This is a genomic window from Allomuricauda sp. CP2A, assembly GCF_001683915.1.
In the GTDB taxonomy this organism is placed as follows: Bacteria; Bacteroidota; Bacteroidia; order Flavobacteriales; family Flavobacteriaceae; genus Flagellimonas.
Genome location: NZ_LXTT01000133.1, coordinates 1 through 11,865 on the forward strand (window position 1 = coordinate 1; position 11,865 = coordinate 11,865).

At 42.5% G+C, this 11,865-nt stretch carries 16 protein-coding genes; all 16 read right to left on the minus strand.

All coding sequences use genetic code 11. The features are described from left to right. Nucleotides 1–210: 210 nt before the first annotated feature. Nucleotides 211–573: a metal-sensitive transcriptional regulator gene (locus tag A7D14_RS15970; protein WP_067036917.1), complete on the minus strand. Its 363-nt coding sequence runs from the start codon at nucleotides 571–573 to the stop codon at nucleotides 211–213. Between the two features lie 66 nt (nucleotides 574–639). Further along, nucleotides 640–855 carry a GDCCVxC domain-containing (seleno)protein gene (locus A7D14_RS20455; protein WP_083158132.1) on the minus strand — a complete coding sequence of 72 codons (216 nt, stop codon included), beginning with the start codon at nucleotides 853–855 and terminating at the stop codon, nucleotides 640–642. A gap of 1 nt (nucleotide 856) precedes the next feature. Next, nucleotides 857–1,480 (minus strand): class I SAM-dependent methyltransferase, encoded by a 624-nt coding sequence (locus tag A7D14_RS15975; RefSeq protein WP_067036919.1) that lies wholly within the window; start codon nucleotides 1,478–1,480, stop codon nucleotides 857–859. 16 nt (nucleotides 1,481–1,496) lie between these two features. Further along, nucleotides 1,497–2,843, minus strand: coding sequence for a dihydrolipoyl dehydrogenase family protein (locus tag A7D14_RS15980; RefSeq protein ID WP_067036921.1), 1,347 nt, complete (start codon nucleotides 2,841–2,843; stop codon nucleotides 1,497–1,499). Next, nucleotides 2,844–3,467 carry a mercuric transport protein MerTP gene (gene merTP, locus A7D14_RS15985; protein WP_067036923.1) on the minus strand — a complete coding sequence of 208 codons (624 nt, stop codon included), beginning with the start codon at nucleotides 3,465–3,467 and terminating at the stop codon, nucleotides 2,844–2,846. It lies immediately after the preceding gene. Between the two features lies 1 nt (nucleotide 3,468). Continuing rightward, entirely contained in the window at nucleotides 3,469–3,840 is a 372-nt protein-coding gene (locus A7D14_RS15990) for an ArsR/SmtB family transcription factor (protein ID WP_067036925.1), read from the minus strand. A 146-nt stretch (nucleotides 3,841–3,986) separates the two neighbouring features. Then, nucleotides 3,987–5,201: a hypothetical protein gene (locus A7D14_RS15995; RefSeq protein ID WP_067036927.1), complete on the minus strand. Its 1,215-nt coding sequence runs from the start codon at nucleotides 5,199–5,201 to the stop codon at nucleotides 3,987–3,989. Further along, nucleotides 5,191–5,631, minus strand: a complete 441-nt coding sequence (locus tag A7D14_RS19880; RefSeq protein ID WP_067036929.1) for a ubiquinol-cytochrome c reductase iron-sulfur subunit — start codon at nucleotides 5,629–5,631, stop codon at nucleotides 5,191–5,193. Before A7D14_RS19880 ends, A7D14_RS15995 begins: the two co-directional genes overlap by 11 nt. Further along, a complete protein-coding gene (locus tag A7D14_RS16005) occupies nucleotides 5,632–6,831 on the minus strand; it encodes a di-heme oxidoredictase family protein (protein ID WP_083158133.1) in 1,200 nt (399 codons plus the stop codon). A gap of 362 nt (nucleotides 6,832–7,193) precedes the next feature. Next, entirely contained in the window at nucleotides 7,194–8,036 is an 843-nt protein-coding gene (locus A7D14_RS16010) for a universal stress protein (protein ID WP_067036932.1), read from the minus strand. A gap of 275 nt (nucleotides 8,037–8,311) precedes the next feature. Beyond that, nucleotides 8,312–8,488, minus strand: a complete 177-nt coding sequence (locus A7D14_RS20105; protein WP_162987829.1) for a hypothetical protein — start codon at nucleotides 8,486–8,488, stop codon at nucleotides 8,312–8,314. 14 nt (nucleotides 8,489–8,502) lie between these two features. Further along, on the minus strand, nucleotides 8,503–8,676 hold the full coding sequence (locus tag A7D14_RS20110; protein ID WP_166247885.1) for a hypothetical protein: 174 nt from the start codon (nucleotides 8,674–8,676) through the stop codon (nucleotides 8,503–8,505). After that, the gene (locus tag A7D14_RS16020; RefSeq protein WP_067036935.1) at nucleotides 8,673–9,677 is read right to left on the minus strand and encodes a sodium:calcium antiporter; all 1,005 of its coding nucleotides are present in this window, start codon (nucleotides 9,675–9,677) and stop codon (nucleotides 8,673–8,675) included. Before A7D14_RS16020 ends, A7D14_RS20110 begins: the two co-directional genes overlap by 4 nt. After that, nucleotides 9,674–10,585, minus strand: coding sequence for a cation diffusion facilitator family transporter (locus A7D14_RS16025; RefSeq protein WP_083158134.1), 912 nt, complete (start codon nucleotides 10,583–10,585; stop codon nucleotides 9,674–9,676). The genes A7D14_RS16020 and A7D14_RS16025 overlap by 4 nt, the downstream gene beginning before the upstream one ends. 36 nt (nucleotides 10,586–10,621) lie before the next feature. Then, nucleotides 10,622–11,422, minus strand: coding sequence for a cation transporter (locus A7D14_RS16030; RefSeq protein ID WP_067036940.1), 801 nt, complete (start codon nucleotides 11,420–11,422; stop codon nucleotides 10,622–10,624). A 43-nt stretch (nucleotides 11,423–11,465) separates the two neighbouring features. Then, entirely contained in the window at nucleotides 11,466–11,675 is a 210-nt protein-coding gene (locus tag A7D14_RS16035; protein WP_067036942.1) for a hypothetical protein, read from the minus strand. Nucleotides 11,676–11,865 lie beyond the last annotated feature (190 nt).

Below are 11,865 nucleotides of genomic sequence, written 5' to 3' on the forward strand. Positions count from 1 at the left end.
ACCACTGGGTCACAGACCGGACAATTGGCCGTAAAAACTTCTACTTGACGTTTCATATTTCTGTTTTTTAACTATTTAAAATTTCTTTACGCGTCATTGAATTCAAACAACGAATCAAAGGTAGATTGGTGGGTAGGGTGGTCTCCAAATAAAATTTCAAAAAAATGGCCCGCGTCGTGCAGGCCATCAAATCGGTTGTGATTGCGGGGGTCAAGCATTTTTGTGGTTTTCGAGCTTGGCCTTTAGTGCATCTATCTCCCTCATCTTTTCCGTTAGGCTGTCCAATTCCAAATCTGGAAACTGTTTTCTTATAAATTCGATACGGCCTTCATTGCCACAGTTTCCAGGGCAGGCTTCGACAGTTTCAGATATTTTTATGGCCAAAGCTTTTCGATAAACTTCGTCCAGTAACAGAAAATGAGCTTTATCCAATCCTTTCTGTGCTGCCTTGAACTGTATTAAAATCTTCTCTGGGTCTGTATCTTCATCGAGCATTTTAATGAGGCCACCAATTTGCCCATTGATACTTTGCAACCTCTTTTTTATGTCCTTGCTTAAATCTCGTGGTATCATCGATTTTAAAATTTTGGCAATATATAATTGTACTGGGGGTGCTCTACAAATTTATCCCGAAATTATTCAACAACAACCAGAGCCTTCTTGTATTGGTGGGCAGACTACCGTCCCATAAGAGCAAAAGACACAGCAATCGCCTTCCTTTGGTCTTAATATTTGATTGCAGTTTTCGCATTCATAGAAAAACTGACAGGCCGTTGTTGGCATTTCCTCCTCTTTCGTATGTCCACATTCGGGACAGGTAATGGTTGAATTTAAAAGGATTCTCTCGTAGTCCATATTATTTTTTCTGAAACAGGTTATAAATAAAATTTTGCTCTGTTTTAAAAGGGGTTTTATGAATTTTTTCAAAGGATTCCAATAGGGTGAAATCTACTTTAAACAATTCCTTTAGTTTTTCAGGAGAATATTGGGCAATCTCCAATCCACTACATCTTTTTGGGCCGGTGGTCGAAAAAGTTGCCAGTATAAAATACGCTCCCGTCTTAAGGGAACGACCTAGTATGTCAATATACTTTAAGATATCTTCTTCCCGTGTGAAGAAATGAAAAGTAGCCCGGTCGTGCCATAACTCAAAGTCTTGGGTCGGTTCAAAATTCAATATGTCCGAATTTATCCACTGCACCTTTGTGGCTGACTTGCCTAATTTTGATTTGGTACGCTGAAGTGCATTTTCTGAAATATCAAGAATGGACAGGTTGTTATAGCCATTTTTCAACAAATGACTGATAAGGTTTGAGTTCCCCCCGCCAATATCAATAATTGAACTATCTTTGGGTAAGTCAAGGGAAGCTATAATATCCAATGAAGTCGAGGGTTTCCCTTCAAACCAACTTACTTCTTCATCACTTTTTCCGGTATAAACCTCTTCCCAGTGCTTTTTAGTGTATTCATCACTTTTCATAAATTTTGATATTTTGTTAAAGCATATAGGGAATATCCGAGGATAATGTTGGATAAGAAAAAATCATAGTCCTTAAATCGTTGATCCTCATCTTGGTCTTTATCGCTATTGCGAACAAATTGATGGTTTCCTCGGCGTTGGGACCAATTAAATGTGCTCCCAGTATCGTATGATCTTCTTTATCGACAATAGTCTTAAAGGCATATTCCTTAACATTCAACCGCTCTGCGTTGAACCAATTGCCCACCTCGTTATAATTGACCTGATATTCGATTTTTTGTGATTTGGCCTCTGCCTCGGTCAGACCTACGGCTGCTAATGTTGGCAAAGTGAAAACTACGGAGGGCATAGGTGGATAGCTCACTTTTTTCGTGTTCCCCTTGATGATATTCGAAGCTACAATATGTCCTTCCATAACGGCAACAGGTGTCAGGGGCAGTCCTTTTGAATCTGCCGCATCTCCGGCCGCATAAACATTTGGGTTCGATGCGCTTTGAAGATATTCGTTGACGGCAACCCCTTCTTTTGAAAAGGATATTCCGGACTTGTCCAGCTCCAAATCAAAAATTGCAGGCGGGCGACCGGCCGAATTGAAAACGGTTTCCGTTCTAAATGTCATTTCTTTACCGTCGGTAGTTCCTTTAACTGTATAGTGGTTATCTCTCTTTTCGATTTTAGAAACCTCGGTCGCTAGAACCAGTTTTATTCCCAATTCCTTCGTGGCATTTATCAAGTGTACTACAATATCCTGTTCAAAGTTTTCCAAAGGTCGTTTGCCCCTATGTACAATAGTTACATCGGCACCACAACGGGCGGCGATATGTGCAAATTCAAAGGCGATGTAACCTCCGCCAATAAAGAGCAGGGATTTGGGTAGCTCCTTTAAATTGAGGAAATCGGTACTCGAAAGTGCCAAGTACCCACCTTCAAAATCCAGTACCCTTGGTTTTGCGCCCGTTGCAATCACAATCTTGTCGGCTTCGATAGTATCTGTTCCCAACTGTAGGGTATTTTTGGACAGAAATTTTGCCGAAGAATGATAGGTGTCTATATCATTATGCCTGTATCCTTTTTCTATTTTGGGCGGCATTGCATCCACAAAGGATTGTTTGAAGGCCATAATATCCCGCCAATTGACATTGGGAACCGTATCGATACCCTTATCCTTTAAGCGTATTGCAAAATCCCTTACTTCTGTCGCACCGATGATTACCTTTTTGGGGTCGCAACCTCTTAGCGCGCAGGTTCCACCGTAGGGCAGTTCGTCAGTAATGCCTACCTTAAGGCCTTTGGAAGCACATTTATTGGCAATGGTCATCCCTGCCATCCCGGAACCGATAACAAAAACATCGTACTTTTTCATCTACTCGTTTTCTTTGTTTTCACCATCGATTACTTTATAACCTGTGCTGTTTATCGCTTTTTGGATTGCGGCCAAATCGGTTTTGGTCTTATCATATTCCACTAGGGTATTCGCACCTTCGTAACTGGCCTTGACGGATAATATGCCATCCAATTTGTTGACCTCGCTCTCTACGTGGGCTTCACACCCTGCGCAGGTCATTCCCTCAACATTAAACGTGTGCTTTACAATATTGGATTGCGAGACATAGACAATGTCCTTACTCGGCTGTGCATAAAACATATTGGAGTAATATGGAAACGCCAGCATCAATCCCGCGAAAACCGTAACTATTAAAAGAAAGCTTTTGGATTGCCAAAAGGAGGGTTTTGTATCATCCTCACAGGTACAGTCAATTTCCTCCTGTGTTTTTGGTCGTAGTTTCTGGTACCAGGCAAAGACCAATACGAGTATAGTGCTGCTGATAAGATAAGGCCGAAATGGTTCCACCCAAGAAAACGTGGATGCGATTCCACTGGTTCCTGCAATCAAAGCCAAAACCGGGGTTATACAACATATTGATGCCGCCATGGCCGTCAATATTCCTGCGTAGGCTACCTTGTTCGAGGTTTTTCCTGTTTCCATTTTATGCTACCTTTTTATTTTTCTGAATTTTAATAAACACATTTTCCAATATTTCGTTATGATTCTGGACCAATGAATAATACAGGGTTTGCCCTTCACGTCTCGAAACAATCAGTCCCACATCCTTCATTTTACGTATGTGCTGTGAAATTGCGGGCACGCTCATTTCAAGTATATCGGCAAAATCACAGGGACAAAGCTCACCTTCCTCATATAACAGGAATAATATCTTTAACCGTGTTTCGTTACCGGCCAGCGCGAGTATTTTGCTGATTTCGGAAATTGCCTCTGAGTTTGTTCCTAAGGTTTCGCGACAACGCATTAGTTGCTTTTGGTCGGCCTCGGCGCGTGTACAACTTAATTCAAGTGCCATAGTACTGTTTTTGACAAAGATATATTAATATAATTATTTAAGCAAATACTTAAATAATACTATCCATCGATGCTCTTTTAAAATCACACCTTACTTAAGTACATTCTACCCGGTATGAAATCAAAGCAGCTTTGTAGAATATTTTATTAAAAATAGGTGCTGAATCCAAAATACCATGTAGCGGTTCTTGAGGATGGATTGTTGAGAATATCATGTTGCCACTGGTATCTGTAGTTAATCCTTAGAACGGTCTGTGGTGCGGGCCTAAAGCTTATTGCAGGTGTAATTGCGAATAAATCATCCCCAATATTCGTATTGGTCTGGGCAAACCTGCCAATGTTGTAATCCACATAATCCGTTCTGAGCGATAGATTGAGTATGGCATCTTCCCAGTCCAATACTGCGGTACTTAGTATCGGTTGAACAATGTCCACAAAAAAACCAACTTGCCGATCACCAAATTGCTGCGTAAAAGTGTCCGGAACATCGACCCATATGTAGGCCATCTCACCGATAAACCTTGTCCCCGTTTTTTTAATGGCAGTATTTAAATCCAGGGCAAGAACATCTACCCTTCTTGATTTTGTATCAACCTGAAGCCCATCAACTTCTTTCCTGTTGTATGCCCCGCCCATATAGGAAATGCCCAATTCTCCTAATTTTCTGTGCTTGATGGCGAACTTTCCATTGAGGAGCGCATTGCCGCTAAAATTCTCCTCGAAACGCGAGGAATTCTCCTTGACTGCGGCCAAAAATGTCCTTTCTTCCTCATTATCTATAATGCTTGTATCAAAGCCATTGGTGAGGTATGCTTCATAGCCCAAGGTCCAAGCTCCCTTATATGCCTTTCCATATATACCAAATCCGGCATTGGAGAAAGTGGCGGGCAACAAATTGGTGCTGACATCTGGCCGCTCGACAAACTCCCATTTTGGTCCGTCGTGATTTTGATTAAAGGATCCTATTGGATTCAGTACGATGCCTCCCCTAAGGTTCAACAAGGGGTGCAAGGCAATGTCCATTGAGGCGAATTCAATGGCAATTTCCTCTGTCCCGTTTTCAAATTCCAGTTCGGTCAAGAACTTAATGCGCTTTGAAATGGACGCCGAAACGAAAAGGGTCAATCTTCGGGCCTGAAAAGAAAGCCCCTCCGACAATCCGTCCTCAATACTGTAGATTGAGTTCGCCTCAAGATAACCACCAAGATTGACTGGAAATTTATCGAAAGTCAAAAACGGACGGTCATAAACCGCATCCATATTCATGGATTCCCGAATACTGTCCCTATCGATGGTTTGCGAGCTAAGGGTTAAAACGCAGACGTTCATTAAGACAAAGGCCACATATATTTTACCGGACATGCACATAGATATTCTCATAATCGGTGGTTATTTCAAATGATTCTAGGTTTTCTTCGGCCGGCCCTTCTAAAACCCTGCCTGAACGGTCGAACTCACTGCCATGACATGGACAGTTGAATATGCCGCCGCCAATGTTGAGTTCACAGCCCCTATGGGTACATTGCATCAAACTGGCCAGATAATTACTGTTTTGTGTTTTGAATATTCCGATCGGATATCGCATGGAATCGCTCTGGATGACTACGAAATCACGTTCAATCTGCTTTCCCCCTTTCACCTGTTGAAACTCACCCTTTGAAATTCGTAGCACTCTCCCTTCTTCAACAAAGGAAGCATAATACAGGCCTGCGCAACTACTGAGCAAAGCGGAAGAAGCTGGCAGGACTGCAATCAGATATCCAAATTGTTTAATAAAATCTTTTCTATGCACCTATAGGGAATTAATGAATTTTATCAGTTGTGATTTTTCTTTTGGGGTCAGGGACAAATACCGGGCTTTTGAATTATCGGCCTCACCGCCGTGCAATTCAATTGCCTCTTCAATGCTCGAAGCCCTTCCATCATGTAACAGGAACATTTGCCCGCCTTGGGAATTGGCCGATAAACCGATTCCCCACAGCGGTGGGGTTCTCCATTCAGAAGTCCCGACATTTCCTTCGGTGAATCCATCATCCAATTCAGGCCCCATGTCATGTAACAACAAATCCGTGTAGGGATGAAATTCCTTAAGGGATAACGATTCAATTGGGGAAAATCCTGTGGTCAACGTGGGTGTGTGACAGACAGCACATTGTACAGATTCAAAGAGTTCTTTCCCAGCAATTACATCGGGGTCTGTTTGATTTCTGGGAATTGGTGCTTTTAAGGTTTTAAGGTAGAAAACGACATCGTTCAAGGTCTGGGTGCTTATTTCAGGATCCTCTTCAAGTCCACTGAACGGGTCTATAGGGTCATAAAGGGATGTAATTCCTATGTCCTGGTTATATGCGCTGACGCTTTGGTGCAACAAATCATAACTACCCGCTTTCTTTCCAAACCTGAAGATATAATTGTTTCCCTGGGGAACACTATTATTCCGAATCTTGGTGAATTCAGGAGGAATATTGTAGTGAGGCCTTCCACTAATGCCGTCCTGATTTTCATCAGAAGGGTCTGCGTGAGCCAAAATATCCGCATCAGAGACAGCATCCAACAAACCCAATCCCGTCACCGCCGGAGCGACCAAAATGGAAAATGGGAAGCCTTCCGGCACGGTCTCCGGTTCAAAACCCGGTATGGCTTTATTTTGAATCTGGTTCCTGCCATCACCAAAGGATAACATCGAGGGTATGGTCAAATCATTGTTACCAAACCTAATAAGTTGATTAAATGGGTGACCTTTTCCATCCCCTGAATGGCAACTTGCACAGCTGGTGCCAACAAACAAGGGACCAAGGCCTTTTTCAACGGTAAAAACATCATCGTTAAAGGCAATATCCCCGGCTAAAAAACGCTGTTGCTCACTAACGGACAATCCATCCAACGGCCCATCCAATAACTCAAACTCCATAGGTTCTTCGGGGCCGAAATTTTCACAGCCAAGTAGAGCGATTAAGGACAGACCAATGTAAAATTGAATAATTTTAGGCATTGCTATATTTATATTTTTGTAAATATAAATATATTTTTAGTTTAGTCTAAATTTATTTATAGTAATTTATCAAGAAAGAAGTGTTTACATCTTAAAAGGGTTGTTGATTTAATTATGCAAATCCCGTACTGTGGGAAATTGTGCGTTGGTCAGAATGAAAATTTATATTTCGATACTTACTATTCCTAAGTCCACTTCATCTTCTGCAATCGAACCGCATTGAATATTGCCAATAACGCTACTCCCACATCGGCAAATACGGCCTCCCACATTGTGGCAAGTCCACTAGCTTCCAGAATGAGCACGATAATTTCGCGTAGTAAGCGAAAACTAATATTTACTAGAGCACATAAGTAGAAGGGCTACTTAACTATCAGCAATGGGGCCTTGGAGGCATACAGCATTTTTTTTCTTAGCCCCTTTTTGAAAACTGCCTCAAAAAATCCGTGTTCCCTGTAAAGCAAAACCAATAGGTCTATTGGGGTTTCAGTCAAAAATTCATCGATACCCTCTTCGGGTTTGCCTTCCTCGATAACTGTAAAAGACCATTGATTAGGTACAAGAAGTTTGCCAAATCTTTCACGAATAAATGCTTTCTCCGGCACCCTTTCCTGTTTGTCCGCTATATGTACAAAGTGCAATTGTGCATTATAGTTTTCCAATAATTTGGACAACATTTCAAAATCTATTCTATTATCCATACTATCCGTATCCACTGCGACCCCGATACGCTTATATGCAGTATAGCTGGCATCTTCAGGTACGGCCAGTACTGGACAAGGTGCCTTTTGTGTCACCTTTTCGGTAACGGTTCCAATAAAAATTTCATCAAATCCCGAAGCCGTACCCTTGGTACCCATAACGACAAGACTGGTATTTATTTCCTTAGCTAGGCCAGAAATCACATCGACCGTTGCCCCGAAACCGATCATTGCTTGAAATTCCAACTTGTCCAGTTCAGGAAAGCCTCTTAGAAACTTATCCAATTTTTCTTTATTGATTTTTTCTTGTGATGCTGTGGTATCTGTTACATTGTGTGCCATAGTTGCCATCCCGATGGGCGTACCGGATGGATATGCCACTGAATAGGCGTGGACAAAAACCAGTTTTGATTTCAATTTTTGTGCTAGCCCAATAGCATAGCTCACCGCATTTTCTGAAACCTCTGTGAAATCTACAGGTATTAAAATTCCGTCATCTTTCATATCATTTTGTTTTTATTGATTTGACTTCATTAATCTTTCTTTTTAGGTTTAATTATTCAATTGAAAAGCAGGTAAAAACCATATAGAATTGCATCTAGAAAGGCAATTGTCAGCACCGCAAGGAACATTGCCACAAAAACCAACAGGCAATACGCTTTCTCCTTTCTGGTTCTCACTTTTTTGTTTATTGAATTACCCTTTTTTTCCTCTAGTCTCCGCTTTCTCCTTTCCCGTGACATAATGTACTGTGCTTTACTTAAATTAACGCACCAATGCTATCCCCTAAGGTCATAAAACCATTCTTCTGCACGTTTGATTCCCTCCGTAATGGCCTTCTCACGAGAATACCCATTCTCCTTTACCAATTCTTGCGCAATTTTGAGGGCCTTCTTCCGAACTGACGGCTGTAGGCCATCAAGCTTTGTTTTGAAATCTTCAAATGTCCAGTCCATATTCTATACTTTTTTTAGAGCTTTCGCCCTTCCATCTCTGCTTTTACAATACCGCGTTCAAGGGCTTCCTCCTTGGAGCATTGGTTTGTTATATAGTATTCTTCAGCATACTTTACGGCCAATTTGTGGATGTTTTCATCCAGCATATTGAGCCTCATCGAGCAATCTTTAAAAAGTTCCTTTTTCATCTATCAAAAAGTTTCAACACGAAAAAAACCATGACCAGTAAATAGGCGACATAGGCAGCATCAAACACAAAAATTTGCCAACGAGAGAAACCGTGCAGTTCCTTGCTTTGATGCACAAATAGTGTGTAAAGCAGCGGCATAAGCCCGACAAAGGCCAGGTTGACCCAGAACAGTTCAAAATCCTCAATGGGGGTGGTTACCAACGCCAGCGGAAAAAATGCCACCGTCATCGTTACGGCATTGTCCGCTATAACACTGGTGGTACCCGCAGTCACCTCTCCCCCTTTTACCACGCTCCAGGTCTTGAATATTTCCGGTGCGGTGGTCATTATGCCCGTGATGAAAAGGCCTCCCACGATTTCAGAAATATTTAGGGCAGAAACAATATTTTCGGTCGCCTTCACTATGAAAAATGCTCCGACTGCTATGGCCAAGGCCCCGGCAATCGATAACCAGACCTGTTTTTTGTTCCATTCTACTTTTTTGCCCTTTTCCTTGCCTTTTATGATTGCGTGAGTCAAAAAGGCAGCATAAGCGACCAGCATAATCCACCCGTCTATTGGTTGTAGCCCGCGCCAGGGCTTTGGCAAGGTCAAAATGGCCACAAGGGCGATAATGCCCAAGTATGGAAGGGACAGTACGGAAACCGAACGTTTGTTCAATGCCAGAACGTTTTTATCAAGATGCTCTTGATGTTCCTTGTTGTTCTTGAACTGTTTCCGGGAAGCAAAATAAGCTATGGTCACCATTAAGGGAATGGAAATAATATTGGAACCCAACAAATTTCCCAGGCCAATATTGGAGACTCCCCGAGCTGCACTGGTAATATTTATGGCAACTTCAGGGCTTGCCGTTACAAAGGCAAGAAAAGCGGCTCCAGCGGAAGCGGTAAGGCCCCATTGCTTGCGGAGCAACTTTAAAGGGGTCAACAATCGATCCGCACCCCAGTGTGCTGCCCAGGCCGCTAGGCCCAAAACGAGTACCCATAGCCAACTGTTCATAATTCTGTCATTTTAACATTTCTCTCTTTGCTAGGTTCGATATGGATGTGCACGTCAAGTATCTCGGAATATGACCTGAACAATCTCTCCTTTACTTTGTGTGCAATATCATGGCCCTCGGTCACAGTTAATTCCCCATCGATCCAAATATGCATATCGATATGAAAGGCCGTTCCCATCTTTCGGGAATGGCAGCGCTCTACCCTTACCACTTCAGGAACGGCTTCGGCCTGTCGGATAACCTCATTTCGAAATTCGGGCTCAACAGCTTCGTCCAGCAACTCCCTTACCGATGACCTAGCTATTTTATAGGCATTGAACAGAATAATGCCCGCTGCAATGAGTGCCGCGAAATCATCCGCTATCTCAAACCCTTCGCCACCGATCAATGCTATGGAAATACCTATAAAAGCGGCTATCGACGTAATGGCATCACTCCTATGGTGAAATGCATCGGCCTTGACGGCCGAACTATTGATTTCATCACCTGTTTTCATGACATAACGATACAACGCCTCTTTCGTGAGGACAACAAATACCAGTATGAAGAGTGTGAAGGGTGCAGGAGTTTTGTGGGGTACCAGAATATGGTCGATGCTGTCCCTTATGATTATACCACCTGCAATGGTTAGGGCTATAGCAATACCCACCGCCACCAGGGCCTCTATCTTACCGTGTCCGTAGGGATGGTTTTCATCCGGTGGCCTTGACGACCATTTCAACCCGGCCCATAATAGTGCGGATGTCAGCACATCCGCCCCGGATTCGATCGCATCGGCAATAAGGGCATAAGAATGCCCGAACACCCCGCCCAAACCTTTGATCAATGCCAATAATGCACTGATCAAAATACCTACGAGGGTAGTTTTGAGTCCTATTCGGGATATGGCATTTGGATTCCTTTCCAAAATCTTTCTTTTGCTATTTCTTTTCTTCCCAATACGTTATTTGGACAATTTTAAAATTCTAATGGCTCCTCGCATCACAAAGGCAAATACAATACCGCCTATGACCAAATCGGGCCATTTACTGTCTAAAAAATAAACCAGCACCCCTGCCAGTATTACCCCGCCGTTCACAATAATGTCGTTTGAGGTAAAGATGGCACTTGCCTGCATATGCGCTTCCTTGCTTTTGGCCTTGTTTATCAGCCATAGGGAAACGAGGTTGCCGATAAGGGCGAAAATGGAAACGATTATCATCCATTGGAACAAAGGGGTTTCACTACTGCTCAAAAACCTTCTCAGGACTTCCGAAAATCCCAGCAGGGCCAAGGCCATTTGAAAATAGCCACTGAACTTCGCCACTTTCTTTTTTCTGGAAATAGCGCCGCCTACGGCAAAAAGGCTCAACGCGTACACAATGGAATCGGCTAGCATATCTAGTGAATCCGCAATAAGGCCCATCGAGGAAGAAATCCAACCCGTGGTCATTTCGATAACGAAAAACCCAAAATTGATGTACAAGACCCACCAGAGTATCTTCTTTTGTTTGGTCTCGTCTTCGGCAATAGGTGTTTCCGCCTTTTCTGTTCCCAAAAGTTTTTCCCCCAGCTTTAATGCACCCAATTCCACGTTTATTTCTTGGGCATTCCCCTGATGGTACACATCCAACTTTCTATTCGGAATGTCAAAGTCCAGATATTTGATTTGAGGGTTTGACTCCAGTTTCATCCTTATCATCTGTTCTTCTGAAGGGCAATCCATTTGACTTACCTTAAAAGTGGTTTTGTTTATGGTGGACATTTAAATAATCTGTATTAAATTCTACGTTTGGTCTTTTCACTCTTTACTTATTATGGGATTCCATATATTTTTCCAAAATCGATTTTAAGCTCTCCAAATAATCAGCGAACGATTTAATGGTCGGTTTTGCTTCATCATCTACGGGAATCGTTATGGGGTTCTCATCCAAATACCGATAGAGTTCGGGATATTCGTGTTCAATCCTTACTGTCAATTCGTTGATTTCCTGGGTTAGCTTTTGAATTTTCTTCATCATCTTATATTTTATATGGTATTACTTGCCCCAATATTTATATATGCAATGCCCTATCTTCGGTAGCGGCCAGAAAGGCTTCCTTAAAGGTTTCTGAAAATGTGGGATGCCAATGGGGCATCCGTGCGATATCCTCTGCCGCTGCCCTGAATTCCATTATCGCCAAAACACAAACCAATAATTGTTATAT

Bases quoted from the DNA above. Each gene is read 5' to 3' on its own strand.
- A7D14_RS20105 (WP_162987829.1), bottom strand. From the start codon at position 8,488: ATGGACTGGACATTTGAAGATTTCAAAACAAAGCTTGATGGCCTACAG.
- A7D14_RS16030 (WP_067036940.1), bottom strand. From the start codon at position 11,422: ATGTCCACCATAAACAAAACCACTTTTAAGGTAAGTCAAATGGATTGC.
- A7D14_RS16005 (WP_083158133.1), bottom strand. From the start codon at position 6,831: ATGCCTAAAATTATTCAATTTTACATTGGTCTGTCCTTAATCGCTCTA.
- A7D14_RS16010 (WP_067036932.1), bottom strand. From the start codon at position 8,036: ATGAAAGATGACGGAATTTTAATACCTGTAGATTTCACAGAGGTTTCA.
- A7D14_RS15980 (WP_067036921.1), bottom strand. From the start codon at position 2,843: ATGAAAAAGTACGATGTTTTTGTTATCGGTTCCGGGATGGCAGGGATG.
- A7D14_RS16035 (WP_067036942.1), bottom strand. From the start codon at position 11,675: ATGAAGAAAATTCAAAAGCTAACCCAGGAAATCAACGAATTGACAGTA.
- A7D14_RS15970 (WP_067036917.1), bottom strand. From the start codon at position 573: ATGATACCACGAGATTTAAGCAAGGACATAAAAAAGAGGTTGCAAAGT.
- A7D14_RS15995 (WP_067036927.1), bottom strand. From the start codon at position 5,201: ATGTCCGGTAAAATATATGTGGCCTTTGTCTTAATGAACGTCTGCGTT.
- A7D14_RS16020 (WP_067036935.1), bottom strand. From the start codon at position 9,677: ATGAACAGTTGGCTATGGGTACTCGTTTTGGGCCTAGCGGCCTGGGCA.
- A7D14_RS15975 (WP_067036919.1), bottom strand. From the start codon at position 1,480: ATGAAAAGTGATGAATACACTAAAAAGCACTGGGAAGAGGTTTATACC.
- A7D14_RS15990 (WP_067036925.1), bottom strand. From the start codon at position 3,840: ATGGCACTTGAATTAAGTTGTACACGCGCCGAGGCCGACCAAAAGCAA.
- merTP (WP_067036923.1), bottom strand. From the start codon at position 3,467: ATGGAAACAGGAAAAACCTCGAACAAGGTAGCCTACGCAGGAATATTG.
- A7D14_RS20110 (WP_166247885.1), bottom strand. From the start codon at position 8,676: ATGAAAAAGGAACTTTTTAAAGATTGCTCGATGAGGCTCAATATGCTG.
- A7D14_RS20455 (WP_083158132.1), bottom strand. From the start codon at position 855: ATGGACTACGAGAGAATCCTTTTAAATTCAACCATTACCTGTCCCGAA.